The organism is Kaistia terrae (assembly GCF_026344005.1).
In the GTDB taxonomy this organism is placed as follows: Bacteria; Pseudomonadota; Alphaproteobacteria; order Rhizobiales; family Kaistiaceae; genus Kaistia; species Kaistia terrae.
Genome location: NZ_JAPKNH010000005.1, coordinates 206320 through 233276, shown reverse-complemented (window position 1 = coordinate 233276; position 26957 = coordinate 206320). Strand labels below are relative to the sequence as shown.

Below are 26957 nucleotides of genomic sequence, written 5' to 3'. Positions count from 1 at the left end.
ACGCCCCCAAACAGCGACGGGCCGGATTCGACGCCCAGAACGCGGCTTCTTTCGGGCAGCACCTGTGAGCCGGCTACAGGCTCAGCTGCGCGCCTTGGCGCCTCGGCCGTAGATCAGCAGCATGCCGATGATGACACAGCCATAGATCACCTGACGCCCAGCCTCGGGCATCTGCATCACGGACAGGATCGATTGCAGCAGGGTGATCAGGATGACGCCGGCGATGGTGCCGAGATAGTTGCCGCGACCGCCGAGGATGTTGGTACCGCCCAGCACGACCGCCGCAATCGCCGGCAGCAGGTAGGCGTCGCCCATGTTCTGGTAGGCCTTGTTGGAATAGCCGGCCAGCAGCACGCCGGCGAAGGCCGCCATCGCGCCGGAGAAGGCGAAGCAGCCGATCAGCACGCGGTTGGTGTTGACGCCGGAGAGATAGGCGGCGGATTCGCGGTTGCCGACAGCGTAGACGGTGCGGCCGAAGGCCGTGCGCTTCAGCACATAGATCACGAAGATGCCGACGATCGCCCAGACGAACACGGCATTCGGAATCCCGAACAGGCTGCGCTGAACGGCGATGAAGTGCATGGCCGGCGTTGCCTGGTCGAGCGGCGCGAAGCCGCCCGTATGCAGCACCATCAGGCCCTGCACCACGGCGTTCATGCCGAGCGTGAAGATCATCGACGGCAGCCGCAGATAGGCGACGCCGAGCCCGTTCAGAATGCCGATCACCGCGCCGCAGAAGACGCCGAAGGGAATGCAGATCCACGGCCCCCACGAGCCGCCCCATCCGACCATGGCCGTCGCCATCATCGCGCCCAGCGTCACCACCCAGGGGATCGACAGGTCGATATGACCGAGCAGGATCACCATCATGGCGCCGGAGGCGATGATGCCGAGGAAGGCACCGACCTGCAGTTGCTGCAGCAGGTAGTCCGGCGACAGGAACTCGCGCGAATACATCGCGCCACCGGCCAGGATCAGAAGGATGCAGCCGAAGGCGATCGCAACCGAACGATCAATGCCGAGGCGCATGGCCAATGTCGGGCCTCTCACGGCCCCCGTGTCGACGCCGGTCACGAGAAAAGCTCCAGACGATTGCGAACGCGCAGGATGCGGAAGGCCCCGAGGCTGACGGCAAGCAGCAGCACGACACCCTGGAACAGCGGTTGCCAGAGCGGCGGCAGGTCGAAGACGAACAGCAGGTCTTCGATCGTGCGTAGGACGAAGGCGCCAAAGATCGAACCGATGGCCGAGCCCCAGCCGCCGAACAGCGACGTGCCGCCGATGACGACGGCCGCGATCGAATTCAGCGTGTAGGTGCCGGCGATCGGCGCCGACGCCTCGCCCGAATAGGTGTTGAAGGTCAGCATCAGCCCGGCGACGGAAGCCAGCACGCCCGCCAGCGTATAGGCCAGCAGCTTTGCCTTCTGCACCGGCACGCCGGACATGTAGGCGGCCTGCTCATTCGAGCCGACGGCATAGGCGGCGCGACCCAGCACCGACCGGCGATACGGAATCCACACCACCAGCACGACGACGAGAAGCACGACGAGCGCTGCCGGAACCGTGTTGAAAAGCTGGCCGGTCAGGAGATCAGCGATGTCGGACTGGACATCGCCGCCCGGGCCGGGGCGGACGAACAGCGAGATGCCGTAATAAACCGCGCCCGTCGCCAGCGTCGTGATGATCGGCTGCAGCCGGCCCCAGACGACGATGGCACCGTTGATGAAGCCCGCCAGCGCGCCGATCAGCAGCACCGCGACGATGCCGAGCATGCCCTCGCCGACCGTTCCAACGACGATGACCGAAGCGATGCAGTTCGCCATCACGAACACCATGCCGACGGAAAGATCGAGGCCGCGCGTCAAAACGGGCAGCGTCTGCGCCATGGCGACCAGCGCCAGCAGCACCGCCTTGTTGGCGGCCGTGGTGGCGACGGCGGGCGTCAGGCCGGCGCTATGATTGGAAATGTAGAGGGTGAACATCGCCACGAAGAGGACGACGGCGGTCAGGACGCCCGAATTGTGGGCGATCCAGTAGCGCCCATTGCTCAGGGCTCCGGTAGTCGCGGTCTTCATGCTGCGCGCTCCGAGGCATCGATGTTGAGGGCGCTTTGCAGCAGATTGCGCTCGTTGAGCGCTTCGCCCGCCAGTTCGCGGCGGATCTTGCCGTCATAGACGACCAGCACCCGGTCGCAGCAGCCGATCAATTCGGCATAGTCGGTGGAATAGAACAGGATCGCCGCCCCCTGGTTCGCAAGCTCCCGCATCAGGCGGTAGATTTCCTGCTTGGTGCCGACATCGATGCCGCGCGTCGGATCGTTGAGCAGGATGATGCCCGGCGCCGTCATCAGCCATTTCGCCAGGACGACCTTCTGCTGGTTGCCGCCCGACAGCGCCGAGACCGGCGCCAGCAGATCCGGCGTTTTCACCCGCAGCCGATCGACCATCACCTGGACGGCGGCGTTTTCCTTTTCGGCATCGACGCCGAAGCGGCCGGCAAGACGCGGCAAGGCGGCGAGCGTCATGTTGTCCCGTACGCTCATCGGCAGCATCAGCCCTTCGGTCTTGCGATCCTCCGGGATGAGCGCCATCGGCAGCGGCGCATGCATCGCCTTGCGCGGACCGTCGAGCTTGATCGGCTTGCCATCGATGGCGACGGTGCCAGTGACGCCCTTGAGTACGCCGAACAAGGCGAGCAGCAATTCGCGCTGGCCCTGGCCGTCGAGACCGCCGAGACCGACGATTTCGCCCTTCTTCAAATTGAACGACACGTCCTGGATCTCGCGACCCCAGGCGAGATTGGCCGCCGCCAGCGCCACCGGCCTGTCAGCCGAGGGCTCCGGCTTGGGCGGATACTGGTGCGTCACCTCGCGGCCGATCATCATCTCGATGATGGCGTCGACGGAGCGCTCGCCCTTGGTAAAGGTCTCGATTTTGCGGCCGTTGCGGAAAACGGTCGCCGTATCGGCCAGCGCCTCGATTTCGCGCATGCGGTGCGACACGTAGAGAATGCCGACGCCGGACTTCTTCAGATCGCGAATGATGCCGTAGACGCGTTCGACATCGTCGGCGGTCAAGGCCGAGGTGGCCTCGTCGAGGATCAGGATGCGCGGATTGCGGCCGAGCGCCTTGGCGATCTCAACCATCTGGCGGCGCGACAGCGGCAGGTCGCGCACCAGTTCAAGCGGATGAACGTCCTCGCAGCCGACGCGCTTCAGCAGTGCTCTCGCGCGCTCGCGCTGGCCCTGGGCGTTGATCATGCCAAGCCACTTCGGCGGGTCGACGATGGACAGATTGTCGGCGACCGTCATCTCCGGCAGCAGCGACAATTCCTGGAATACGCAGACCACGCCGGCGCGCATCGCCTCGGTCGGGTTGCGAAAGCGGACCGGCCGCCCTTCGATGAGGACCTCGCCTTCGGTCGGGTCGGTAACGCCGGAGGCAATCTTGATCAGCGTCGACTTGCCCGCACCGTTCTCGCCCAAGACGGCCTGGATTTCGCCGGGATAGACGGAGAAATCGACCCCGGTCAGTGCGGCAACGCCGCCATAGCGCTTCGAGATCTGCTTGAGTTCGAGATAGGGCTTCCGGTCAAGCAAGGCAGACATCCACGCCAGAGAGAACACGCCGAGAGAAAACAAGACTGGCGGGCCCTGAGGCCCGCCAGTCGAGAGGGAAAGAGACCTACTTGTTGTCTTGGGTCTGACCCATGATTTCCTGGGCGGTGAAGTTGATGCCGCAATCCGGGAAGGCGTTGCCGACGAAGAAGTTGTCGGATTCCTTGGAGTAGAAGTTCACGCCATCCTTGAAGTCCGGATCGTGATCGATGGCGAGCGGCAGGGCGATCGACTGCGGCACGACATTGCCTTCGAGCGCCGCGATAGCGGTCTTGATGGCGACGGCGACCTGTGCCGGTCCGCTGCCGGCCGAAGTGCACTTCAGGCCATCGGCCGAATGCTCGGAGCAGAGCTTGCGGAAGCCGTTCTCCGTCTCGCCGCCGACCGGCACGAAGGCATGGCCCGCATCCATCAGCGCACGAACCGTACCGGTCGAGCCACCCTGGACGGTGACGCCGTCGAACTTCTTGTGCACGGCGACCGCGTCGGCGGTCACCTTCTGCGCCGTGCCATCGTCCCAGCGGCCGATGACTTCGACGGTCTCGAACTTCTTGCCGGACTTGCCGAGAACTTCCTGGACGCCGTCATGACGATCGCGATCAACCGAGGTGCCGGTCACGCCGCGCACTTCGAGGACCTTGCCGCCTTCGGGCAGGTGATCGACCAGCCACTGGCCCCAGAGTTCGCCGAGACCCTTCTGGTCGACGTTGACGTTGATCGCCTCGTCGGTGTCGAGCGTGTTGTCGAAGGCGACGAGCACGACGCCGGCAGCCTTGGCGCGCTTGATCACCGGCTTGAAGGAAGTCGGGTTCTGGGCGTTGACGACGATGGCGTCATAGCCGGAATTGATGAAGTTATCGACGGCGGCGATCTGCGCGGCGACGTCGTCACCGGTCGAGACGACCTTGAATTCCTTCAGCTTCGCCTTGACGTCGGGCTGCTCGGCATAGGCCTTGGCAGTCTGGATCATCTGGATGCGCCAGGTGTTGCCGATGAAGCCGTTGGCGAGCGCGATCCGGTACGGACCTTCCTTCTTCGGGAACTGGAAGAACTTGGTATCGGCCGTCCAGGGCTTGAAGCACTTGGCGTCCGCGCTCGGTCCCGCGACGATCTCGGGTCCAGCGGCGTGGGCCGCCGTTGCGAGGGCGCCCACGGCGATCGTCGTCGCCAAAATCTGCCGGATCATTTTCAGCATGTCGTATCCTCCCATTGATGTTCTTTTTGTCCGGATGATCGCCGACCGCGCAGAAGCGGCTCTTCCCGTCTTTCATCCGTCTTGACTGACCTGAATTCGAGTGGGGCTTGCCACCCCACATCTCAGATATGATTGGCACTTCTAGCGAGCCATCGTGCCCGATGCACGCAAAAATGGCGTTGCTGCAGTCTTATCATCCAGAACTTACTGGCACTCCCCCGAACCCAGCGCCTCCCGCTACGGCACCTTACAAGTTCCCCTTCGGGAGGTCTACCAAGGCGATGGGTCGTCGAGCCGGCGATTGTCCAATCTCCGAAGACAACCTTATTCCAACTTGTCGGTTGAGTTTCCGGCCAGGAAAGCCATTTTCCATGCCGAAGCACTCGTTTGGAGAAACCATCATGGATCTGAAGCTCAGCGGCTTCCACCATCTGACCGCGATCACGGCGGACGCTCCCGGCAACCTTGCCTTCTACACGAAGGTACTCGGCCTCCGGCTGGTGAAGAAGACTGTCAATCAGGACGATACCAGCGCCTATCACCTCTTCTATGGCGACGGCGCGGCGAGCCCCGGCTCCGACATCACCTTCTTCGACTGGCCGGTCGGCCCCGCCCGCCACGGGACGCATTCGATCGTCCGCACCGGCTTCCGGGTCAATGGCGACAGCCTCGGCTGGTGGCGCGATCATCTGCGCGCCCAGGGCGTCAAGGCCGGCGACGTGACGGATGTCGGCGGACGCCAGGGCCTGATCTTCGAGGATCCGGAAGGGCAGCGGCTGTCGCTGGTCGACAATGGCGCCTCGGCTGCTGGTCATCCCTGGGAGCGCAGTTCGGTTCCGGCCGAGCACCAGATCCTCGGCCTCGGCCCGATCTCGATCAGCGTTCGCGACCTCGCCCCGACCGAGCAGGTTTTGACCCGCGTCATGCACATGAAGAAGGTGCGCGATTATCCGCAGAGCGCCATCTCGTCCAACCAGGTGCATGTCTACCAGATGAGCGAAGGCGGCCCCGAGACCGAGCTTCACGTTCTGGTTGAGCCCGATGCTCCGACCGCGCGCGAGGGCGCGGGTGGCGTCCACCATGTCGCGTTCCGCACGCCGGACACCGACAGCTTGCGGCTCTGGGCCGAGCGGGTGCGCGATTTCCGCATCGGCTCGAGCGGCGAGGTCGAGCGCTACTACTTCCGCTCGCTGTATTTCCGCGAGCCGAACGGCATCCTGTTCGAGATCGCCACCGACGTTCCCGGCTTCACCGCCGACGAACCGCTGGAGACGCTCGGCGAACATCTGTCGCTGCCGCCGTTCCTGGAAGGACGTCGCCAGTCGATCGAAGACAATCTGAAGCCGCTCTAGAGCGTTTTCGAGTGTAGTGTGGTGCGGTTCGCGTGACGAAAACGCACCAAGCATGGAGCTGGAGCCTTGTGCCGTTTCGCAGATGGCAAAGGCTCTGGCGGCTGGAAGGGTACATCACGACCATGACCATCGACAGGACAAGGGGCTCCGGCCCCCATTCCGGCCAGCGCATCCTGAGCGCTGGCGCGCCGATCGAGGACGCACGCGCGGCCGTCATCACGTTGCACGGTCGCGGCGCGAGCGCGGACGACATCATCGGCCTGTCCGAACATCTCGGACAGGATGACGTCGCCTATTTCGCGCCGCAGGCAGCGGGCTCGGTCTGGTATCCGCAACGCTTCATGGAGCCGACGGCGCTGAACCAGCCCTATCTCGCCTCCGCGCTCAGCGTTGTGCACGATCTGGTGGACGACATCATCGCAGCGGGAATTCCGCGCGAGCAGATCGTGCTGCTCGGCTTCTCGCAGGGCGCCTGCCTGGCGCTGGAGGCGGTCGCCCGCAAGCCCGGCCGCTATGGCGGCGCGGTCGGCCTCAGCGGCGGGCTGATCGGCACCGACGACGAACTGTGGAATGGCGGGGACGATCTGGCCGGCACGCCGGTTCTGCTCGGCTGCGCCGAACTGGACGGGCACATCCCGCTGGCACGGGTCGAGGAAACCGCCGTCCTGTTCGAGACGGCCGGGGCGGCTGTCACGAAACGCATCTATCGCGGCTCGGCCCATGGCGTGAATGCCGATGAAATCGAGCTGACCACCGCGATGCTGGCCGCCCTATGACGCCACCAAACCAAGCCCTCTCCCGCGCGCTTGCTTGCGGGAGGGGGCTCTCTAAAAAGTCAGGCGATCTCCCTACGTGGGAGACAACCGAAAATCCTTGCTCTCCGGCAAGGTCTGGCCGCCATCGACGACAATCGTCGTGCCGGTGATGTAGGCGGATTCCTCCGACGCCAGGAACAGCGCCGCATTGGCGATATCCTCCGGCGTGCCGAGACGGCCGAGCGGGATCGAATCTTCCATACCCTTGATGAAGGCGGCGCTGCGGCCGGCCTTCATGCCTTCGGTCAAGATGTTGCCCGGCTCGATGCCATTGACGGTGATGCCGTAGCCGGCGAATTCCAGCGCCGCGGCCTTGATGAAGCCGTTGATGCCGGCCTTCGAGGCGGAGTAGTGGCCGTGGCCGGGGCTGGTCACGCGCGGCCCGGTGATCGACGAGGTGAAGATCATCCGGCCATAACCCTTGGCCTTCATCGCAGGCAGGGCGGCGCGCGCCACCAGATAGGTGCCGCGCAGATTGACGCCCATGACCGCGTCCCATTCATCCGGCTCGATATTCTCAATCAGCGTCCAGGGATAGATGCCGGCATTCTGCACGACGATGTCGATGCCGCCGAAATGCGTCACGACTTCCGCGACCGCGCGCTCCGCATCGGCCTTCTGCGAAATATCGGTGGCGATGAACCGAGCCTTGTCTGGTCCGCCGAGCGAGGCGGCGAAGGCGACGCCGGCCTCAACTTCGGTGTCGGCGATGACGACCCGCGCGCCCTCGGCCGCAAAGCGCTTCGCGATGCCGCCGCCAATGCCGCGGGCGCCGCCGACCACGAGCGCGGTGCGGCCGGCGAGACGTTGAGAGAGGGCGTTCATCAGGCGAGTCTCTTTCGGATGCTGAGCTTGAAGGTATCGAGCAGGACGGCCACGAGCACCATGCCACCCTGGATCAACTGGGTGAAATGCGCGGGCATCCCCATCAAATTGATGGCGGTCTGGATAGAGGCGAGCAAAAGCACGCCGGCATAGACGCCAGGCAGGCTGCCGACGCCGCCCTTCAGGCTGACGCCGCCGATCACGACCGCCGCGAAGGTCTGGAACAGCATGCCGACACCGAGATTGGCGGTGGCGCCCGAGGTGCGGATGGCGAGCAGCCAACCGGCGAGGCCGGCGATGGCGCCTGCCAGGACAAAGGTGGTCGCCGTCAGCCGGTCAACCTTGATGCCGGCGCGATAGGCGGCGGTCGGATTGCCGCCGATCATCAGCAGATGACGGCCAAACGGCGTGCGATTCAGGATGAAGGCGAAAACGAGCGTCGCGATGATCGCGACCCAGGCCATGAGGGGGATCTGCAGGAAACGCTGGATCGCAAGGAAGCGTAGTTCGGCTGGCAGCTCCTGCGCCGAGCGGCCGCCCGAAAGCGCGACGACCAGGCCACGCCCCCAGATGAAGGCGGCGAGGGTGACGATGAACGAGTTCATCTTCAGCTTGACGACGAAGAAGGCATTGCTGGCGCCGACCAGCGCGCCGACGCCGAGCGCGATCATCAGCGAGATCGGCACGACGAGCCACGCAGGCGTGAAGCCGAAGCCGAAACCGACGCCCGATTTGGCAAACAGGATGCCGACTACCATCGCCGCCAGCGCCATGACCGATTCGATCGACAGGTCCATGTAGCCGGCGATGATCAGCAGCGACAGGCCGATCGCCAGCGTGCCGACGAAGGTCGATTGCTCGACGATATTGGCGAAGATGCCGATCTGGAAATAGTTCGGGATCGTCAGCGAGAACAGCACCAGGACGGCGACGAGAATGAACCAGACGAGATGATCGAGGACAAACTCGATCGCAACTCGGCGATTGGACGAGAGCATGGGGCGGCTCCGGGTGTTGCGAGGGCAAGGGTCAACCGCGGCGCAGGCATCTGGCGCTGGCAGGACCGTCTTGGATGGCTCTCTCGCGCCGGCCGGCCAAGCTTTGGCGCGCGCGACGATTGAGAAATTGCCCCGGTCGACATGACCGGGGCAACCATTGGGTTCGAAGCCTACTCGACCGACTTAACCGGCGCTTCCGGGGTCTTCATGTTGCCCCAGAACTTCGGATCGTCGATGTTGGCCTTGGTGATGGCGGCACCCGGGATCTTGATATTCGGACCCCAGCTTTCGATCGTCACGACACCTTCGAGACCGAGCACGCCATAGGTGCCGGGCTTGATCTCCTGCTTGTTGACGACCTTGTCGGCGAACATCGCCAAGGCGGCTGCCTGAGCGAACAGCGGCTGCTCGACTTCAACCTGCTGCCAGCCCTTGCGGATCAGGTCGAGACCGACCGGAGCGCCATTCGACGAGACAAGCAGGACGTCGCCCGGCTTCTTGCCGGCCGCTTCGAGCGAAGCGACGGCGGCGACCGAGAGGTGCGCTGCATGGACAAAGATCAGGTCGATATCGGGATTGGCGAGAAGCTGATCGGCGACCACCGAACCGGCGTTCGAGGCTTCCCACTGCATGGCGGGCTTGGAAATGATGGTGACGTCCGGAAACGCCTTCATCTTCTCCTCAAAGCCCTTCTGGATGTCGAGCGTGTAGGGATCGCCCGGATCACCCATGACCTGCAGAACCTTGCCCTTCACGGCGCCGTTCTTTTCCTTGAGCAGGCGCTCGATTTCGGCCGCCGCGACATGACCGATCTCGACCGTGCCGGCGACCGAGGTCAGGTCGCTCTTGGTCGAGGTGATCTGGCGGTCGAACTGCATGACCGGGATGCCGGCGGCGCGCGCCGCTTCGATCTGCGGCTTCAGGGCGTTGAAATCGACGGCGGCGAGCACGATCGCCGACGGCTTCAGCGCGATGACGTCGTTCATCTGGCCCTGCTGGACGTCGGTCTTGTTGTCGGCATTGAGCGCGACGGTTTCGTAGCCGACATCCTTCATGAACTTGGTGATCGCCGTCACCGAACCGGTCTGGAATTCGTCCAGCAGGGTCGGCACGAGGTAATAGATCTTGCCCTTGTCCGCGGCCCAGGCGGCCGGGGTCAGGAAGGTTGCGGCACCGAGCACGACGGCCCCCGCCAAAACACCCATCAGTCGTTTCATGTTGCTGTTCCCTTCGCTCTTATCGTTCAGTCTGGAAGTGCGGCCGGGCCTTTTGGACGGCCCTATCCCGCTGGCTGGGCTTGACCTTTGCTCTGGTCGACGTTCCGCGCGCGGCCGCCCAATGCCTCGCCCGTAATCAGTTGCACGATCTCGTCCGGCGAGGTTTCCGCCGTGCGGACATCACCGGCCACCGTGCCTTGCCGGATCACGACCATGCGGTCGGCGACCTGGAAGGCTTGGCTCATGATGTGAGTGATGAAGACGACGCCGATGCCCTGGTCGGCAATGCGGCGGATCAGGTCGAGGCCACGTCGCGTCTGTTCGACGCCGAGCGCCGCGAACGGTTCGTCGAGCAACACCAGCTTGCCGCCCCAATGGACGAAGCGGTTCAGCTCGATCGCCTGGCGCTGGCCGCCGGAGAGATGCTCGACATTGGTGCGTAGCGACGGGATCTTGGTGCCGGCGGCGGCCATCGCCTTGGCGACGACTTCTTCCATCGCCTTTTCCTGCAACACCGGCACGCCAAAGTATTTCTTCACGATCTCCCGGCCCATGAAGAAATTCGCCACGACGTCGACATTCGTGCAGAGCGACAGGTCCTGGTAGACCGTCTCGATGCCGGCCGCCTTGCCGTCGGCGGGCGAGGTGAAGTGGCGCTCTTCGCCGTCATAGATCACCTTGCCGGAACTTGGCTCAAGACCGCCCGAAATGATCTTCACCAGCGTCGACTTGCCGGCGCCATTGTCGCCGAGCAGCGCCACGACTTCGCCGCGCGCCATTTCGAAGCTGATATCGCGAAGCGCCTGAATGGCGCCAAAGCTCCGCGTAATATGTTCGAGCCGCAGCAGCGGGGCTTCGGTGGTCATGCAGCTACCTCTTTCCTGGACGGGCCGGTCATGATCGGATCGCGCTCGGCCCGCTCCTCCTCGCCGGCGAAGAGGAGACCGAAACGGGGCGACAGGGCCCCTGAAATCGCCAGCGCCGCCGCGCCGCGCAGAACCGCATCCTGGCCGTCGCTGGAGAGGGTCAGGCGCGGCGTCGTGCGGCCGCTGCGCTCGGCCACCGAATGCATCAGTGGCTCGGTCGCGGCGAGCAGCCGTTCGAGCAACGCATCGGAGGCCAGGCCGCCAATCACGATCGTCTCGGGATCATAGAGATTTTCGATTGTGGCGATCGCCGAACGCAGCACGGGCGCCGCCTCATCGATCCACGCATCGACAACGCCGGCATGGTCGGTAAGCGCCGTCTCTATGGTGGCGTTCGGATCGACTGCCTTGAGCCGACGATCGAGCGCATCGCGCGAGACATAGCGCTCCAGGCAACCACGATTGCCGCACGGGCACGGATCGCCGCCGGGGACCAGCGGCAGATGGCCGATCTCGCCCGCATTGCCATGCGCGCCGCGCTGCACCGTTCCGTCCTGCACCGCCGCGCCGCCAAGGCCGACGCCGAAATAGATGTAATAGAAGCTCCGGAACTCGCGCCCGACGCCATAGAGCCGCTCGCCCAGCGCCACGGCGCCCAGTTCGGCGCCGGCGAAGACGGGCAGGACATGAGCCTCGGCCAGACGGTCGCGAACAGGAACACCCTTCCAGCCCTCAAGCGTGGTCGGCCCGACGAAACTCATTGAATCGACGTCGCTCGGACCGGGCATGGCGACGCCGATGCCCAGCATCCGCCCCTTCGGGCGCAGCGCCTGCATTTCGGCGATCAGGGCCTGGAAGACGGGAAAGGTAGCCTCGGGCGACACGCGCGCCATCGGATGATGCCGGGTGCCGACGATCTTGCCGGCCAGATTGACCAGCGCCGCCGAGACGCCGATCGGCGTCACATGCAGGCCGATGGCAAAGCCACCTTCGGGGTTGAGGGTCAGATTGGTGCGCGGCAGGCCCCTGCCCTTCGGCGCCTCGCGGACGCCCATGACGAAGCCCTGCAGTTCCAGTTCGCGGATGATCGTGGAGACGGTCTGGACGGTCAGTCCGACCTGCCGTGCGATGTCGCCGCGAGCAATGGGCGCTTCCAGCCGGATCGTCTCGAGGACAATCCGCCGGTTGTAGGGTCGACCAAACTCTTGGTTCGTGCCGCGCAGCGCCATCGTCGCTCCAGTCCTCGGTACCCCTACGTTAGGCCGCGCATTTATTAAGTCAAATGGATTTATGGAATAGCGCGACACGGACGAAGCGACGCGGCAAGGCCTGTGCACAAGCGGCCGAAAACAGCCGGAAAACCCTGTGCGCGAGCTGTGGAAAGCCGGTGCAAAAGCCCGGGATGTTCCTGTGGAGAGGCGGAGGAAAAGCCTGGGGATAGGCTTGGGAAAAGCCGAGGGGAACATTTGGGAAAAGCTTGGGACAGGCTGTGCGCAACCTGTGAACTGCGAGTGTCGCGACGGCAAAAAAATGCCCCGGCGCGCATCGTGTGCGGCGCCGGGGCGGACGTCTCGGTCGCGTTCTGAACGGATCAGTCGGCGAGTTCGATGAGGATGTCCTGCGCACCCTTCCAGAGGGTGAGCTTGCCGAGCGCGACGAGGTTTTCGCGGCCTTCGGTGATGGTCAGGAAATGGTTGCCCGAGAGCTGGCCGACCTTCGACGAGAAATCGACGCCGCCATAGGCGAGCAGGATTTCCGTCTCGCTGATGCCGCCGGGATAGAGAATGAACTCGCCGGGAGCCGGGTGGCTGGTGTTGTTCTCGTAGCCGAGGCCGAGATCGAGGTCGCCAAGCGGGATCCAGCAGCCTTCACCGCTCCAGCGAACGTGAATGAGCTTCTCGCGATACGGCAGCAGCGTCTTGAAGACAGCGCAGGTCTTCGGCGCCAGTTCTTCCTCGAACTTGCCGTAGAAGGTGAACGGGCCGGCGGTGATTTTCACTTTGGTCATTCGATCTCGTCTTTCTCGTTTCTCACTTTTCCAGTCGTCGACGGACGCCGCATCACCACCCTGCCGGGATGGATCGCTGCCTTCGCCGTGGATCCTGCCGGAACCAACAGCCATCCGCCGATTTCCGTGACCTCACACCTAGCACGAGGTCCGCCCTGAGCGCCTGCTCCAAGATTGGCTTCGGCAAGATGGCTTTCGCGACTTCGATTGGCGACGTTCTGTGCAACTAATTTCGACCTCCAGCCGAAAGGGGCTGGATCTCTCCACCAGCATCGGCTCCATTGCGCTGAAGCGTGTTGGACGCTAGGACGCCTGCTCGTAAGGATACCCATATTCCTTCTCGCGAAAATGGAACATTTAGAGTATCTCAACGAGATGTGCCGTAGCGTAATATCGATTGCCGCCATGGGAAAACCAACGAGTGCCCCTTGTTGGCTGCAACCCCATAAACCGACCGGATATGCGAATGCTGGGTGAGCCGAACACGGACGGCAAGATGTTTGACATCGCGCCCGTCTCGTTGTGGGAAGAAGACTATAGCGCACTGAAGAGCCTGTTCGATGAGTGGCGAGCGGCCGGTGTCTCCGACCTCGGCGCCTATCTGCGCGAAGATCTTTCGCGGGTAAAAATCTGCTCAAGCCGCCTGCGCGTGCTGAAGGTCAACCAGAAGACACTCTCCTTGCTGGAGGCCGCGAGTTTGGAAGAACTCGAGGCCAATCTCGGACGTGTATTCCGCGATGACATGCTGCATGCCCATGTCGACGAACTGGTGCAGCTCTGGAATGGCCATACGCAGTTTACCAGCCACACCGTCAACTACACGCTGAGCGGCAAGCGCCTCGACATCCAGCTCAAGGGCACGATCGTGCCCGGCTATGAGGCCAACTGGGAACGCGTCCTGGTGGCGATCGAGGATGTGACGGAACGCGAGACCGCGCGTCGCAGCCTCGCGACCAGCGAGGAATATGCGCGCGGACTATTTCACCATTCCCCCGTCTCGCTCTGGGTCGAGGATTTTTCCAGCGTCAAACGCCTGATCGACGAGATCCGCCAAAAGGGTATCCTCGATTTCCGCGTCTTCACCGATGTGCATCCGGAATTCGTCACGCGCTGCATGAGCGAAATCCGGGTGATCGACGTCAACCGTCATACGCTGCAGCTATTCAGCGCCCCGGATCTCCCCACGCTCCTGTTGAATCTCGGCGATGTTTTCCGGGACGGCATGAACCGACCGTTCCGGGAGCAGTTGATTGATCTGTGGGACGGCAAGCTGTTTCAGCAGCGCGAAGTGCTCAACTACACGCTCGACGGCCGGGAGTTGCATCTGCACCTGCAATTCTCCGTCCTGCCCGGCCATGAACACGACTGGTCACTCGTGCAGGTGGCGCTGACCGATATCACCGCCCGCAAGGCGGCCGAGGCCTATCTGGAGTTCCTCGGCAAGCATGATGTCCTGACCAAGCTCTACAACCGCTCCTTCTTCGTCGATGAACTGAACCGCCTGCGCCGCAACGGCCCGGCCCCGCTCTCGGTCATCGTCATCGACCTGAACGGCCTGAAGGCGGCCAACGATCAATGGGGCCACGCCGCAGGCGACGAGTTGCTGCGCCGAGCCGGCGAGGTGCTGGGCAAGCTGACGACGGTGCCGGCGCATGCGGCGAGAATCGGCGGCGATGAGTTCGCCATCCTCTTGCCCGGCGCCGACGAGATTGGCGCAGAAAAGACGATCGAAGACGTTCGTCGCCTCGTCGAGCTCAACAACCAGTTCTATTCCAGCACCAGCCTGAGCCTGTCGATCGGCGCTGCGACGGGCGCGCCGGGCGAACCCCTGGAAGAAGTCGTCAAGCGCGCCGACGCACGCATGTACGAGGAAAAGCATCGGCACTACGGGCTGACACCCTTGGAAAGACGCCGTGAAGTGGCCCTTCAGGAAGCTGGCCAGTAGTCGGCCCCGACGCGAGGGGACCGAGTCCGTTGTGGAAAGAAGACCGCATCGAGCTTTCCGACACAGCGTTGCAAAGATCTGTCCCTGTAGGATAGTGCAGGATGCGACGCTGCAACCGATGGATGGCGTGACGAGCGCCAGCAGGATCAGGAAAGCAAGATGACCCAATCTGGCCAGGACGTTCGAGACGGCAAAGTCGGCTACCAGGAGCGTGAAGCAGTCGCTGTCTTCGACAGCGAAGCAGCCCTCAACGCCGCCGTCGATGCGCTGATGCAATATGGCCTCCGCCAAGAAGACCTCAGCGTTCTGGCGCCTTCCGAAAAGCTGTCCTCGTCCAACCCGACGACAGCGCTGGAAGACAAGGACGATGCCGCCCGCGCCGCCTATGTCACGCAGGATTCGCGCACGGAAGGCCTGGCAGCGCTCACCGGCGGCCCGGCGCTGGTCACCGGCCTCGGCGCGGCGCTCGTCGCCGGCACGGTCGGACTGGCTCTGATCCCGACGCTGGCGGTCACCGTTGGCGGCGCCTTCGCGACCGGCTCGGTCGGTTTCGTGCTTTCGCGCATCTTCGGCCGCAAGCATGCCGAAGCCATCCGCCAGCAACTGGCCAATGGCGGCCTGCTGCTCTGGGTGCATGCGCCCGACAGCAAGGACGACGCAAAGATCCTCGAGATCCTGACCCAGAATGGCGGCCGCGACGCGCATGTCCACGTCGTCCACCGCAACTGGGGCGTCGACGAAGTTCCGTTCAGCACGGACCAGCCCGACCCGCTGTTGAAGCTCTGATTCCAGACAGAATGTCATGAACCGGCGGCGCGGCGTGCCGCCGGTTCATCACAGGGACCTGTCGGCAAGGGAAGCCGGCAGCCAGGCTGCCGGCCCTCTTCTTGCGATCGTTCAGGCGGCCAGCGCCGCGGCATTGTCGGCGGCATAGGTCGCGACCGAACGCGGCGCGGTGCCGGTCAGCGTCTCGACATCGCCGGTCGGCGCGGCCGTCCAGCCCTGACGGACCGGATAGAAGATCGAGGTCAGCATGCCGGCATAATCGGCCGGCACGCCGGCGCCTGTCAGGATGGCGATGAATGCGTCATCCTCGACCGGCTGGTAGGCGACCGGCTTGCCGACCACGCCGGCAAGAATCGTCGCCGCATCGGCGTAGCCGAGCGCCTCGGGGCCGGTGAGGTTGAAGGCGCGGCCGTCGAAACGGTCGGTCGTCAGCGCCGCAGCCGCGCTCGCCGCGATGTCGCGCACGTCGATGAAGCTCGACTTGCCGTCCGCCGCCGGCACCGCGATCACACCATGGTCGAGACCGGCCTTCCAGTAGGTGTGGAAATTGTCGGAGAACCAGTTCGGCCGCAGGATAACATAGGGAACGCCTGATTTCTCGATGGCGATCTCGACCTGGCGATAGGGAATGGAATCGTCGGCATCGACGCCGAACACGCTCTGGAACACGATCTTGACGCCACGCGAGACGGCGGCCTCGACCACCGGCAGCAGCAGTTCCGTTACCTGCACATGGCCGGCCGGCAGCATCAGATAGACGCGATTGACGCCGTCAAAGGCGGCGGCAAAGGTCGAGGGGTCGGCAATGTCGAACACGACGCCCTCGGCGCCTTCCACCGGCTTGCCGGAACGCGACGCGGCCTTGACCGCCTCGCCCTTCGCCACCAGCGCCTTGACCAGAGGCGCACCGACATTGCCGGTCGCGCCGAGCACGAGGATCTTGTTCGTCATCTCTTTATCCTAGTTTCGTTTGGAAACCTTGTTTCGATTTGCTACATACTGCCGATCGAGACGGGACAAAAGAGAGCACCTTTTGCTCACATGGTTTCCTTCGGGATACCGGAGGCCGGAGAGACACATGGAAACGACGACGCTGCAGCGCGCCTATGACGTCTATGAAGACCGCTGTCCGACCCGGCTGGTGCTGGACCGGATCGCCGACAAATGGGCGCTGCTGATCCTCGACCGGCTGCGCGGCGAACCGGTGCGCTTCAACCACATCCGGCGCGACATCAAGGGCATCTCTCAGAAGGTGCTATCGCAGACGCTGAAGAAGCTGGAGCGCGACGGGCTTGTCTCGCGCACCGTCTATCCGACGGTGCCGGTGACCGTCGAATACGCGCTGACGCCGCTGGGCCAGACCCTGACCGAAACCGTGGCGACACTGGCCCATTGGGCCGAGCGCAACATGGACGCCGTGCTGACGGCGCAGAAGACGTATGACGCGGCGGCGGAGTTGCGCTGACCGCCTTCTTGCCTTGAACCTCCCCCTTGAAGGAGGTCAAAAACGCCCTTCCCTCACCTCTCCCTGAGGGAGAGGTCGACGGCCCGAGGCCGGCGGGTGAGGGTTTAGGGACCCATCCGGAGAGGGCGTAAACCCTCACCCGGAGCTTCGCTCCGACCTCTCCCTCAGGGAGAGGTAAGAGAGCAACGCACCGCGAACCGGCTCAATCCCAGGCGAGCGCGCCGCCGTTCTGGTATTCGATGACGCGCGTCTCGAAGAAGTTCTTCTCCTTCTTCAGATCCATCGCCTCCGACATCCACGGGAACGGATTCTCCGTCTCCGGGAACACCGGCGCTAAACCAAGCTGGGCGCAACGGCGGTTGGCGATGAAGTGCATGTAGCTTGCGCAAAGCGCTGCATTCAGGCCGAGGAAGCCGCGCGGCATCGTGTCGAGGCTGTAGGCGGCCTCCAGTTCGGCCGCTTCGCGGATCATCGAGCGCAGCTCATCCTGGAACGAAGCCGTCCAGAGATGCGGGTTTTCCACCTTGATCTGGTTGATGACGTCGATGCCGAAGTTCAGGTGGATGCTCTCGTCGCGAAGAATGTACTGATACTGCTCGGCGATGCCGACCATCTTGTTGCGACGACCGAGCGACAGGATCTGCGCAAAGCCGGTGTAGAACCACATGCCCTCGAAGATGACGTAGAAGGCGACGAGATCGCGCAAAAACGACTGGTCGGTTTCGGGCGTACCGGTCTTGAAGTCGGGATCGTCGAGATGCTGGGTGTGCTTCAGCGCCCAGGCCGCCTTGTCGGTGATCGACGGCACTTCCCGGTACATGTTGAACAGCTCGCCCTCGTCGAGGCCGAGGCTTTCGACGATGTACTGGAAGGTGTGCGTGTGTACCGCCTCCTCGAACGCCTGGCGCAGCAGATACTGCCGGCATTCCGGATTGGTCAGGTGGCGATAGATCGCCAGCACGATGTTGTTGGCAACCAGAGACTCTGAGGCGGCAAAGAAGCCGAGATTGCGCTTGATGGCGCGGCGCTCGTCCTCGGTCAGCCCGTCCTTCGACTTCCAGAGCGCGATATCGGCCTGCATCGAGACCTCGGTCGGCATCCAGTGGTTGTTGCAGCCGGCGAGATACTTCTCCCAGGCCCAGCGATATTTGAGCGGCAACAGCTGGTTCACGTCGGCGCGGCAATTGATCATCGCCTTGTCGTCGACGGAGACGCGGCCGCCGGCCCGGTCGATCGAGCCGAGGCCGGTGGCGTCGGCGACCGGTAGATCATTGCCGACAGGGGCGAGCGGCGCGCCGGAAACGGCAGCGGACTTGGGTTCGGACCAATCGAGCATGGTCAACTCCTTTGAATTTTTGCTGCCCGGCACAAAGGCGCGCGGCGGGAGAATTCCTCACCTCTCCCTGAGGGAGAGCTCGACGCACGAAGTGCGGCGGGTGAGGGTTTAGGGAACCATACGGAGAGGCGGAAAAGCCCCTCACCCCAGCCCTCTCCCGCAAGCGGTAGAGGGGGCGGCCGAGCCTCTCCTCGGCGCCGGCCGAAAAGCCCTCGCCCGCTTGCGGGAGAGGGTTGGGTGAGGGTTGGGTGAGGGTCTTGTTTGCGTACCGCCCCTACTGGCAGGCTTCGCATTCCGGATCGTCGATGGAACAAGCCTGGCCCCAGGCTTCGCCGATCGGGATGTTGATCGGTTCCGGCGCCAGCTTCGCGGCCGGGATGACGATCGGCGCGGCGGCTGCCGGCGCGGTGGCCATCACGGCCGAGACCGCGTTCAACTTGCCGTCCGTTCCCTTCAGCGTCGACTTCTCGACATGGGTGGCCGAGCGCGAACGCAGGTAATAGGTCGTCTTCAGGCCGCGCTGCCAGGCCAGTCGATACAGCGTGTCCAGCTTCTTGCCCGAGGGATTGGCGATGTAGAGGTTGAGCGACTGCGCCTGGTCGATCCACTTCTGCCGCCGCGCCGCCGCCTCGATCAGCCAGGACGAGTCGATCTCGAAGGCGGTCGCATAGAGCGCCTTCAGGTCGTCCGGGATGCGGTCGATCGGGCCGATGCTGCCATCAAAGTACTTCAGGTCCGACACCATCACCTCGTCCCAGAGGCCACGCGCCTTCAGGTCGTGCACCAGCGCCGCGTTCACGACGGTGAAGTCGCCCGACATGTTCGATTTGACGAACAGGTTCTGGTAGGCCGGCTCGATCGACTGCGCGACGCCGCAGATGTTGGAGATCGTCGCCGTTGGCGCGATCGCCATGGTGTTGGAATTGCGCATCCCGACGGTCTTGACCCGCTCGCGCAGCGCTTCCCAGTCGAGCACCGTCGAGCGGTCGAGATCGAGGCCGCCACGGGCTTCGGCGAGGAGTTCGACCGAGTCGATCGGCAGAATGCCCTGCGACCAGAGCGAACCGTCAAAGCTCGGATAGCGGCCGCGCTCGGCGGCGAGATCGGTCGAGGCCGAGATGGTGTGGAAGGAGATCGCTTCCATGCTCTCGTCGGCGAAGCGCACGGCCGCGTCCGACGCATAGGGAATGCGCAAAGCCTGCAGCGCGTCCTGGAAGCCCATCAGGCCGAGGCCGACCGGACGGTGGCGCAAATTGGAGCGGCGCGCCTCGGGGATGGTGTAGAAATTGATGTCGATGACGTTGTCGAGCATCCGCATCGCCGTGCGGATGGTGCGGGCAAGCCGGTCGAGATCGAGGCCATCGGCGACGACGTGATGGGCCAGGTTGATCGAGCCGAGATTGCAGACGGCAACCTCGTCATTCGACGTATTCAGCGTGATCTCGGTGCAGAGATTCGACGAATGCACGACGCCGGCATGACGCTGCGGCGAGCGGATGTTGCAGGGATCCTTGAAGGTGATCCACGGATGTCCGGTCTCGAACAGCATGGTCAGCATGCGGCGCCAGAGATCGGTCGCCTTGACCTCCTTGTGAACGCGCAGTTCGCCGCGCTTGGCCTTCGCCTCATAGCCCTCATAGGCGATCTTGAAGGCGGGGCCGTAGAGATCGTGCAGATCCGGCGCCTCGTCGGGCGAGAACAGCGTCCACACACCATCCTCGGCGACGCGCTGCATGAACAGGTCCGGCACCCAGTTGGCCGTGTTCATGTCATGCGTGCGGCGGCGGTCGTCGCCGGTGTTCTTGCGCAGATCGAGGAATTCCTCGATATCGACATGCCAGGTCTCGAGATAGGCGCAGACGGCGCCCTTGCGCTTGCCGCCCTGGTTGACGGCGATCGCCGTATCGTTGGCGACCTTCAGGAATGGCACCACGCCCTGGCTCTCGCCATTCGTGCCCTTGATATGGGCGCCGAGGCCACGCACGCGCGACCAGTCATTGCCAAGTCCGCCGGAATACTTTGCCAGCAGCGCATTGTCCTTCACCGACTTGAAGATGCCTTCGAGATCGTCGGGAACGGTGGTCAGGAAGCAGGAGGAAAGCTGCGGCCGCAGCGTGCCGGAATTGAACAGCGTCGGCGTCGAGGCCATGAAGTCGAAGGACGAAAGTAGATTGTAGAACTCGATCGCCCGAGCCTCGCGATCGATCTCTCGCGTGGCGAGGCCCATGGCGACGCGCATGAAAAAGGCCTGCGGCAGCTCGATGCGGGTGCCGCGCGTCTGCAGGAAATAGCGGTCGTAGAGGGTCTGCAGGCCGAGGAACTGGAAGTTCAAATCCCGCTCCGGCTTCAACGCAGCGGCGAGCCGGGCGAGATCGTAGCGGCCCATTTCCGGGTCGATCAGCTCATGCTCGATGCCAACGCGGATGAAGGCCGGGAAATAGTCGGCATAGCGCTCGGCCATCTCGCTCTGGGTCGGCTGGACGGCGATGCCCTGCACGAAGGAGACAGCCTCGGCGCGCAGCATGTCGAGCAGCAGGCGGGCGCTGACAAAGGCGTAGTTCGGCTCGCTCTCGACCAGTGTGCGAGCGGCCATCACCGGCGCCAGCGCCAGTTCGGCCAGCGAGATGCCGTCATAGAGGTTGCGGCGCGTCTCGGAGAGGATGGCGGCCGCGTCGACATCCGCGAGGCCCGCACAGGCCTCGTCAACGACGAGTTGCAGCCGGCGCTCGTCGAGCGGACGCAGAACGCCGTCGACGCCGCGCACCTGCAGCGCCGGGGCGCTGACCGGGGCAACTGCTTCGGCCGTACGGCGCGCGCGCGAACGCTCCTCGCGATAAAGCACATAGGCGCGGGCAATCTTGTGGTGCTCGCCGCGCATCAGCGCCAGTTCGACCTGGTCCTGCACGTCCTCGATGTGGAGCGCGCGATCGGAGCCGACGCGGCGCGTCAGGGCGCTGACGATCTGGCCGGTCAGGTCGTCGACGATCTCGTGCACGCGGCGCGAGGCGGCGGCGCTGTTGCCCTCGACGGCGAGAAACGCCTTGGTCAGCGCGACGGCGATCTTGCCGGCGTCGAAGCCGGAGACCGTGCCATTGCGGCGGATGACGTGAAAGGCGGGCGTCGCGGCGGCGGCAGACGCCTTGGACGCTACAGGAGCCGGCGAAAGCGAAGGATGGGAGGCGACCGGCGCGCTACGGTCTTGATCAATCGTCTGTGTCATCGGCTTCAGCCCAAAATGTGTTGGGAGGCCGAGCGAAGCGAACAGAATCGGCGGCCCTCGAAAAAAGGCCGCACGAAACCAGCGCTCCACCGGGACACCCCGCCCGAGGATTCATTCATTCTGTCGAAGCAGGTTTCCTGGCTCACGGGTCGTCGCTCTGCCCACCTTCCCAGGACCTTGCGGTCCCAGTGGTCTCTCCGGACAGAAACTCGCCGTTCACAGTTGCGGGGGCAGCTCCGGCTTCGCCTTTTTGGGGCGTCCCGGCATTCCCTCTTAGCCCTGAGCCTTGCGACTCAGAAGAACCTCGACACGCAGATGTAGACGCCTATGCGCCGCTTCCGTCAACATCTTGACACAAAGACTCACAGCTCGTGGCTTCGACACAACAGCTTGTGTGTCCCTCACGACGCACTGGCGTACATGCCGGTCGTGCGGAACTCGGTCGGGCTGGTGCCGAAAAAGCGGCGAAACACCTTGGCGAAATAGTTCGAATCGTCGAAGCCGGACAGCACCGCCACCTCCTTGACCGACAGCACCTGCTGTCCCGCGAGCAGGCGCGCGGCGCGACGCATCCGCTCCTGCAGCACGAATTCGGCCGGCGGCATGCCCTCGCTGGCCGCGAACATCCGGGAAAAATGCGCCCGGCTGAAACCGGAGAATTCGGCGAGTTCAGCCACGGAGAGCGACTTGTCGAGATTGGCCAGGATGTGTTCGACGACGCGCTGGATGACGCCATTATCGGCGAGCGACGCGCCGTGCGAGCCGAACACGTCATCATAGAGCGCCATCGCCGCCTCATAGGCGACGGCCGAGGCGGCCCCCGGCGTCTCGCCGCCGCCGTCTATCAAGCGCAGGCTGCAATCGGCGAGATGATCGATCGTGTCGGGCCGCAGCCGCAAAATCGGTCCTGTCGCCTCCAGGATCTGACGATGGATGCGCAAGGCTTCCTGCCCGTTCATCGAGATCCAGAAAAACTCCCATGGGGTGCCCGGCTCGACCGAATAGCGGTGATTGTGGGGGACGATCACCAGCATCGTCTCGCCCGGTCCAACGCGATAGTCGCGCCGGTCATAGCGCAGGCTGCCGGAGCCGGAAACCGTATGCTGGAGCACGGTAAACGGCGTCTGGCCGCGCTTTCGTCCGTCCCAGCTGTAGCTCGCATCGGCACGCACCTCATAGCCGGTGCTGGTCGGCATGGTGTGCAGCCGGTGGCGGCCGCGAGGCAGCGATACGGTCTTCATGATGGGGGCACGCAGGGCCAGTTTATCGAGCATAAAATCACCCACGAAAGCACAAATTCTCTCTGGTTCGCGCCCGAACCTTACGCATACTAGCGTCGAGCCGAGTGAACGGGCGACTGAAAAAGAGCAGCTGGATGAGCCAATACCACCCAAGACTGCCAAAGCCCTGCCGAAATCGGGACAATTCCGTAGCTTTGCCAAGTGCCGAATCGAGCCGCGTTGCCAGGAAACGCGCCGCTGGCGCGACGACCGCCTCCGAGGAAAACCAGAAACGCCATGTCTAGTTTCAAGATTGCCATCATCGGCGCCGGCAGCGTCGGCTTCACCAAGAAGCTGGTCTCCGACATCCTGTCCGTGCCGGAACTGCGCGAGGTCGAATTCGCGCTGACCGACATCAGCGAGCACAACCTCACCATGGTCCGGCAGATCCTCGACCGCATGGTCGCGGAGAACAAGCTGCCGACGAAGATCACCGCGACGACCAACCGGCGCGAAGCGCTGACCGGTGCGCGCTATGTCATCAGCTGCGTCCGCGTCGGCGGCCTCGAGGCTTATGCCGACGACATTCGCATTCCTCTGAAATATGGCGTCGATCAGTGCGTCGGCGACACGATCTGCGCCGGCGGCATCCTGTATGGCCAGCGCAACATCCCGGTCATCCTCGACTTCTGCAAGGATATCCGCGAAGTCGCCGAGCCCGGCGCCCGCTTCCTGAACTATGCCAACCCGATGGCGATGAACACTTGGGCCGCGATCGAATATGGCGGGGTCGACACGATCGGCCTTTGCCACGGCGTGCAGCATGGCGGCGAGCAGATCGCCGAAGTGCTGGGCGCGACGGATGAGAGCGAGCTCGAATTCATCTGCTCCGGCATCAACCACCAGACCTGGTATGTCGACATCCGCTTCCGCGGCCGCAAGATCGGCAAGGACGAACTGGTCGCCGCCTTCGAGGCGCACCCTGTCTTCTCGCAGCAGGAAAAGGTCCGCATCGACGTCCTGAAGCGCTTCGGCTTCTATTCGACCGAGAGCAACGGCCATCTGTCGGAATACCTGCCCTGGTATCGGAAGCGGCCGGAAGAGATCAACCGCTGGATCGACATGTCGAACTGGATCCATGGCGAGACCGGCGGCTACCTCCGCCACTCGACCGAGACCCGCAACTGGTTCGAGACCGACTTCCCGAAATTCCTGGAAGACGCCGGCAAGCCGCTCGATCCGGCCAAGCGCTCGAACGAGCATGCCAGCCACATCATCGAGGCGCTGGAGACCGGACGCGTCTATCGCGGCCACTTCAACGTCAAGAATAATGGCCTGATCACCAATCTGCCGGAAGACGCCATCGTCGAGACGCCGGGCTTCATCGACCGCTTCGGCCTCAACATGGTCGCCGGCGTGACGCTGCCCGACGCCTGCGCCGCCACCTGCATGGCGTCGATCAATGTCCAGCGCATGGCGGTCAAGGCCGCCATTACCGGCGATCTCGACCTCTTGAAGCTCGCCGTGCTGCATGACCCGCTGGTCGGCGCGATCTGCTCGCCGGACGAGGTCTGGCAGATGGTCGACGAGATGGTCGTCGCCCAGGCGCGCTGGCTGCCGCAATACGCCCACGCCATCGACGGCGCGAAGGAGCGCCTTGCCAACAAGACCGTCGCCACGCGCGACTGGCAGGGCGCGGCGCGGCGCGAGGTTCGCGGCATCGAGACTGTCCGCGCCGAGCGGGCCAAGGAAAAGGCGGAAGCGGCAGAGTAGCCGCAGCCTGACAGCTGGATCCGGCGCGGCGGGAGGAGCCGCCGCGCCGGATCGGCAGACATCGACACGCTCTTGGGAAGGCGTCTCGGCGGATGCGGCTGTGGAATGCAAAGGGATGACAGGGTGCCGGCGCGTCGCGCCAGCGCCGTTCAAAGGGAGGAACTATGAACAAGTACGCATTGGCTCTGGGTGGAGCCAGCCTGCTCCTGAGTGTTTCCGTTCTGGCCGCGCAGGCCCAGACGAAGCCGCCAATCACGCCGCCTGAGCCGCCGAAATTCGACGCCCAGGGCAAGATCGACTATGTCGGCGTGGCCGACATTCTCGAATTCAAGGCACTGCCCGACTATCACGAGCCCGATTGGGTCACGAAGAACTTCGTCGCCAGCGGCAAGCTGCCCGCCGTCAAGGACCGTCTCCCCAAGGAGCCGATGGTCTACAAGCAGGGCAACATGGTCGACGGCCTCGGCGTCTATGGCGACACGATGCGCCACGTCATTGGCGGCCGGCCAGAGGGCTGGAACTATTCCGCCGGCCAGACGCAGGGCTGGGGCGGCATCGATATCGGCCTTTCCGAGTGCCTGACGCGTTCGGGCCCGCTGTTCCAGATCAAGGCGGATGAGCTGCAGCCGCTGCCGAACCTGGCCAAGAGCTGGGAATGGTCGGAAGACGGCCACACCCTGACCATGCACCTGATCGAAGGCGCAAAATGGTCGGACGGCCAGCCGTTCACCACCGCCGATGCGATGTTCTACTGGGACGACAACGTCAACGACCCGAACGTGACGCCGCTGAACGGCGCGGCGCCCGGTTCATTCGGTGAAGGCACCACCCTGAAGGCGGATGGCGACTACACGCTGATCTGGACCTTCAAGGACGCGTTCCCGAAGCAGTATCTCTACCAGATGGCCTATGGCACGTTCTGTCCGGGCCCGGCGCATATCCTGAAGCCGCAGCACCCGAAATACTCGAAGAACACCTATGAGCAGTACAAGAACGCCTTCCCGCCGGAATATCTGAACATTCCGGTGATGGGCGCCTGGGCGCCGGTCGAGTATCGCCCCGACGACATCATCGTCATGCGTCGCAATCCCTACTACTGGAAGGTCGACGAGGCCGGCAACCAACTGCCCTACCTGAACGAGCTGCACTACAAGCTCTCGACATGGGCCGACCGCGACGTCCAGGCCGTGGCCGGATCGGGCGATTTCGCCAACCTGGAACAGCCGGAAAGCTTCGTCGAGGCGCTGAAGCGCTCGGCCAGCGCCGATGCTCCGGCCCGACTGGAATTCGGCCCGCGCATCATCGGCTATTCGCTCTATCCGAACCTCTCGGCCAATGGCTGGGGCGAGCCGGACGAGCGCGGCCAGGCCGTGCGCGAACTGAACCGCAACGAGCATTTCCGCAAGGCGATCACCTCGGCGGTGGATCGCAAGCGGCTCGGCGAGTCGCTGGTCAAGGGTCCGTTCACGACCATCTATCCGGGCGGCATCTATTCCGGCACGACCTATTACGACAAGGATTCGACCGCCTACTATCCCTTCGACCTCGAAGGCGCCAAGGCTGAACTGGCGCTGGCCGGCCTGAAGGACACGGACGGCGACGGCATCGTCAACTTCCCGGCCGGAACGGCAGGCGGCAAGAATGTCGAGGTAACCCTCCTCGTCAATGCCGACTACCAGACCGACAAGAGCCTCGCCGACGGCGTCGTCTCGATGATGGAGCCGCTCGGCATCCGCGTCCTGCTCAACCAGGTCGAGGGCAAGCAGCGCGACGCACTGCAGCAGGGCGGCCAGTTCGACTGGATGATCTTCCGCAACCAGGAAGATCTGACCTCGGTCGTGCAGAAGACCGTCAACCTCGCGCCGATCGGCCCGAAGACCAGCTGGTTCCACCGTGCCGGCGAAGATGGACAGGTCGACCTGCTGCCGTTCGAGAAAGAACTTGTCGATGTCGTCAACAAGTTCATCGCATCTCCGGACGCTGCCGAGCAGAAGGAACTGATGAAGCAATTCCAGAAGCTCTACACCGATAATGTCTACGGCATCGGCCTGACCCAGTACCCCGGTGCGCTGATCATCAACAAGCGCTTCGCCAACATCCCGAAGGGCGTTCCGATCAACCTGTTCAACTGGGCTGAAGACAGCATCATCCGCGAGCGTGTGTTCGTGCCGGCCGACAAGCAGGGCAAGTACGAACTGTTCCCGGAAACGCTGCCCGGCGCGCCAGGCGACAAGGGTGGACCAGCCAAGGGCTGACCGGTCAGGGGCTGACGCCCCGATCCGTTCCATCGATCCGGACAAGGGGGCGGGCTGCCCGCCCC

At 63.9% G+C, this 26957-nt stretch carries 21 protein-coding genes and 1 riboswitch; of the genes, 7 read left to right on the top strand and 14 right to left on the bottom strand.

Annotated features, from left to right (window positions below; genetic code table 11):
- Positions 1–81: 81 nt before the first annotated feature.
- From OSH12_RS16145 to OSH12_RS16130, 4 genes are all read right to left on the bottom strand, one after another.
- Positions 82–1029 carry an ABC transporter permease gene (locus OSH12_RS16145; protein WP_266344757.1) on the bottom strand — a complete coding sequence of 316 codons (948 nt, stop codon included), beginning with the start codon at positions 1027–1029 and terminating at the stop codon, positions 82–84.
- A 41-nt stretch (positions 1030–1070) separates the two neighbouring features.
- On the bottom strand, positions 1071–2051 hold the full coding sequence (locus OSH12_RS16140; RefSeq protein ID WP_266344756.1) for an ABC transporter permease: 981 nt from the start codon (positions 2049–2051) through the stop codon (positions 1071–1073).
- Between the two features lie 20 nt (positions 2052–2071).
- Positions 2072–3607 carry a sugar ABC transporter ATP-binding protein gene (locus tag OSH12_RS16135; protein WP_266344615.1) on the bottom strand — a complete coding sequence of 512 codons (1536 nt, stop codon included), beginning with the start codon at positions 3605–3607 and terminating at the stop codon, positions 2072–2074.
- Positions 3608–3683: 76 nt separating this feature from the next.
- Complete coding sequence (locus OSH12_RS16130; RefSeq protein ID WP_380225351.1) at positions 3684–4811, bottom strand: sugar ABC transporter substrate-binding protein; 1128 nt, start codon at positions 4809–4811, stop codon at positions 3684–3686.
- 401 nt (positions 4812–5212) lie between these two features.
- On the opposite strand from OSH12_RS16130, the gene OSH12_RS16125 reads away from it, so the two are divergent.
- Positions 5213–6163, top strand: coding sequence for a ring-cleaving dioxygenase (locus tag OSH12_RS16125; protein WP_266344614.1), 951 nt, complete (start codon positions 5213–5215; stop codon positions 6161–6163).
- Positions 6164–6285: 122 nt separating this feature from the next.
- A complete protein-coding gene (locus OSH12_RS16120; protein WP_266344613.1) occupies positions 6286–6939 on the top strand; it encodes an alpha/beta hydrolase in 654 nt (217 codons plus the stop codon).
- Between the two features lie 72 nt (positions 6940–7011).
- On the opposite strand, the gene OSH12_RS16115 is transcribed toward OSH12_RS16120, so the two are convergent.
- The 6 genes from OSH12_RS16115 to OSH12_RS16090 all read right to left on the bottom strand — a co-directional run bounded on the left by OSH12_RS16115 (position 7012) and on the right by OSH12_RS16090 (position 12892).
- Complete coding sequence (locus OSH12_RS16115; RefSeq protein ID WP_266344612.1) at positions 7012–7803, bottom strand: SDR family oxidoreductase; 792 nt, start codon at positions 7801–7803, stop codon at positions 7012–7014.
- The gene (locus tag OSH12_RS16110) at positions 7803–8801 is read right to left on the bottom strand and encodes an ABC transporter permease (protein ID WP_266344611.1); all 999 of its coding nucleotides are present in this window, start codon (positions 8799–8801) and stop codon (positions 7803–7805) included. Before OSH12_RS16110 ends, OSH12_RS16115 begins: the two co-directional genes overlap by 1 nt.
- A gap of 170 nt (positions 8802–8971) precedes the next feature.
- Positions 8972–10018, bottom strand: a complete 1047-nt coding sequence (locus tag OSH12_RS16105; protein ID WP_266344610.1) for a sugar ABC transporter substrate-binding protein — start codon at positions 10016–10018, stop codon at positions 8972–8974.
- Between the two features lie 62 nt (positions 10019–10080).
- Positions 10081–10884: an ATP-binding cassette domain-containing protein gene (locus tag OSH12_RS16100; RefSeq protein ID WP_266344609.1), complete on the bottom strand. Its 804-nt coding sequence runs from the start codon at positions 10882–10884 to the stop codon at positions 10081–10083.
- On the bottom strand, positions 10881–12113 hold the full coding sequence (locus OSH12_RS16095) for an ROK family transcriptional regulator (protein ID WP_266344608.1): 1233 nt from the start codon (positions 12111–12113) through the stop codon (positions 10881–10883). Before OSH12_RS16095 ends, OSH12_RS16100 begins: the two co-directional genes overlap by 4 nt.
- Before the next feature lie 362 nt (positions 12114–12475).
- Positions 12476–12892, bottom strand: coding sequence for a DUF3830 family protein (locus tag OSH12_RS16090; protein WP_266344607.1), 417 nt, complete (start codon positions 12890–12892; stop codon positions 12476–12478).
- A gap of 466 nt (positions 12893–13358) precedes the next feature.
- Here OSH12_RS16090 and OSH12_RS16085 point away from each other — a divergent pair, with 466 nt between their 5' ends.
- Entirely contained in the window at positions 13359–14837 is a 1479-nt protein-coding gene (locus OSH12_RS16085; RefSeq protein WP_266344606.1) for a sensor domain-containing diguanylate cyclase, read from the top strand.
- A 159-nt stretch (positions 14838–14996) separates the two neighbouring features.
- Positions 14997–15623 carry a hypothetical protein gene (locus tag OSH12_RS16080; RefSeq protein ID WP_266344605.1) on the top strand — a complete coding sequence of 209 codons (627 nt, stop codon included), beginning with the start codon at positions 14997–14999 and terminating at the stop codon, positions 15621–15623.
- 111 nt (positions 15624–15734) lie between these two features.
- Here the strand turns inward: OSH12_RS16080 and OSH12_RS16075 are convergent, their stop codons facing one another.
- Complete coding sequence (locus OSH12_RS16075) at positions 15735–16574, bottom strand: SDR family oxidoreductase (RefSeq protein ID WP_266344604.1); 840 nt, start codon at positions 16572–16574, stop codon at positions 15735–15737.
- 127 nt (positions 16575–16701) lie between these two features.
- Here OSH12_RS16075 and OSH12_RS16070 point away from each other — a divergent pair, with 127 nt between their 5' ends.
- The gene (locus OSH12_RS16070; RefSeq protein WP_266344603.1) at positions 16702–17088 is read left to right on the top strand and encodes a winged helix-turn-helix transcriptional regulator; all 387 of its coding nucleotides are present in this window, start codon (positions 16702–16704) and stop codon (positions 17086–17088) included.
- Between the two features lie 202 nt (positions 17089–17290).
- On the opposite strand, the gene OSH12_RS16065 is transcribed toward OSH12_RS16070, so the two are convergent.
- From OSH12_RS16065 to OSH12_RS16055, 3 genes are all read right to left on the bottom strand, one after another.
- On the bottom strand, positions 17291–18424 hold the full coding sequence (locus OSH12_RS16065) for a ribonucleotide-diphosphate reductase subunit beta (protein ID WP_266344602.1): 1134 nt from the start codon (positions 18422–18424) through the stop codon (positions 17291–17293).
- Positions 18425–18698: 274 nt separating this feature from the next.
- Complete coding sequence (locus OSH12_RS16060) at positions 18699–21644, bottom strand: ribonucleoside-diphosphate reductase subunit alpha (RefSeq protein ID WP_266344601.1); 2946 nt, start codon at positions 21642–21644, stop codon at positions 18699–18701.
- A gap of 110 nt (positions 21645–21754) precedes the next feature.
- Positions 21755–21966: riboswitch (cobalamin riboswitch) on the bottom strand.
- A 79-nt stretch (positions 21967–22045) separates the two neighbouring features.
- Entirely contained in the window at positions 22046–22918 is an 873-nt protein-coding gene (locus OSH12_RS16055) for an AraC family transcriptional regulator (RefSeq protein WP_380225359.1), read from the bottom strand.
- A 243-nt stretch (positions 22919–23161) separates the two neighbouring features.
- On the opposite strand from OSH12_RS16055, the gene melA reads away from it, so the two are divergent.
- Both melA and OSH12_RS16045 read left to right on the top strand, forming a co-directional pair.
- Complete coding sequence (gene melA / locus OSH12_RS16050; protein ID WP_266344599.1) at positions 23162–24637, top strand: alpha-glucosidase/alpha-galactosidase; 1476 nt, start codon at positions 23162–23164, stop codon at positions 24635–24637.
- Between the two features lie 164 nt (positions 24638–24801).
- A complete protein-coding gene (locus tag OSH12_RS16045; protein ID WP_266344598.1) occupies positions 24802–26892 on the top strand; it encodes an ABC transporter substrate-binding protein in 2091 nt (696 codons plus the stop codon).
- The last annotated feature ends 65 nt before the right edge of the window (positions 26893–26957 follow it).

What these genes read in the sequence shown, in the direction of transcription:
- OSH12_RS16100 (WP_266344609.1), bottom strand. Translation starts at nt 10,884, where the DNA reads ATGACCACCGAAGCCCCGCTGCTGCGGCTCGAACATATTACGCGGAGC.
- OSH12_RS16055 (WP_380225359.1), bottom strand. Translation starts at nt 22,918, where the DNA reads ATGCTCGATAAACTGGCCCTGCGTGCCCCCATCATGAAGACCGTATCG.
- OSH12_RS16075 (WP_266344604.1), bottom strand. Translation starts at nt 16,574, where the DNA reads ATGACGAACAAGATCCTCGTGCTCGGCGCGACCGGCAATGTCGGTGCG.
- melA (WP_266344599.1), top strand. Translation starts at nt 23,162, where the DNA reads ATGTCTAGTTTCAAGATTGCCATCATCGGCGCCGGCAGCGTCGGCTTC.
- OSH12_RS16065 (WP_266344602.1), bottom strand. Translation starts at nt 18,424, where the DNA reads ATGCTCGATTGGTCCGAACCCAAGTCCGCTGCCGTTTCCGGCGCGCCG.
- OSH12_RS16095 (WP_266344608.1), bottom strand. Translation starts at nt 12,113, where the DNA reads ATGGCGCTGCGCGGCACGAACCAAGAGTTTGGTCGACCCTACAACCGG.
- OSH12_RS16125 (WP_266344614.1), top strand. Translation starts at nt 5,213, where the DNA reads ATGGATCTGAAGCTCAGCGGCTTCCACCATCTGACCGCGATCACGGCG.
- OSH12_RS16145 (WP_266344757.1), bottom strand. Translation starts at nt 1,029, where the DNA reads ATGCGCCTCGGCATTGATCGTTCGGTTGCGATCGCCTTCGGCTGCATC.
- OSH12_RS16120 (WP_266344613.1), top strand. Translation starts at nt 6,286, where the DNA reads ATGACCATCGACAGGACAAGGGGCTCCGGCCCCCATTCCGGCCAGCGC.
- OSH12_RS16060 (WP_266344601.1), bottom strand. Translation starts at nt 21,644, where the DNA reads ATGACACAGACGATTGATCAAGACCGTAGCGCGCCGGTCGCCTCCCAT.
- OSH12_RS16130 (WP_380225351.1), bottom strand. Translation starts at nt 4,811, where the DNA reads ATGCTGAAAATGATCCGGCAGATTTTGGCGACGACGATCGCCGTGGGC.
- OSH12_RS16090 (WP_266344607.1), bottom strand. Translation starts at nt 12,892, where the DNA reads ATGACCAAAGTGAAAATCACCGCCGGCCCGTTCACCTTCTACGGCAAG.
- OSH12_RS16085 (WP_266344606.1), top strand. Translation starts at nt 13,359, where the DNA reads ATGCTGGGTGAGCCGAACACGGACGGCAAGATGTTTGACATCGCGCCC.
- OSH12_RS16110 (WP_266344611.1), bottom strand. Translation starts at nt 8,801, where the DNA reads ATGCTCTCGTCCAATCGCCGAGTTGCGATCGAGTTTGTCCTCGATCAT.
- OSH12_RS16080 (WP_266344605.1), top strand. Translation starts at nt 14,997, where the DNA reads ATGACCCAATCTGGCCAGGACGTTCGAGACGGCAAAGTCGGCTACCAG.
- OSH12_RS16115 (WP_266344612.1), bottom strand. Translation starts at nt 7,803, where the DNA reads ATGAACGCCCTCTCTCAACGTCTCGCCGGCCGCACCGCGCTCGTGGTC.
- OSH12_RS16135 (WP_266344615.1), bottom strand. Translation starts at nt 3,607, where the DNA reads ATGTCTGCCTTGCTTGACCGGAAGCCCTATCTCGAACTCAAGCAGATC.
- OSH12_RS16045 (WP_266344598.1), top strand. Translation starts at nt 24,802, where the DNA reads ATGAACAAGTACGCATTGGCTCTGGGTGGAGCCAGCCTGCTCCTGAGT.
- OSH12_RS16070 (WP_266344603.1), top strand. Translation starts at nt 16,702, where the DNA reads ATGGAAACGACGACGCTGCAGCGCGCCTATGACGTCTATGAAGACCGC.
- OSH12_RS16105 (WP_266344610.1), bottom strand. Translation starts at nt 10,018, where the DNA reads ATGAAACGACTGATGGGTGTTTTGGCGGGGGCCGTCGTGCTCGGTGCC.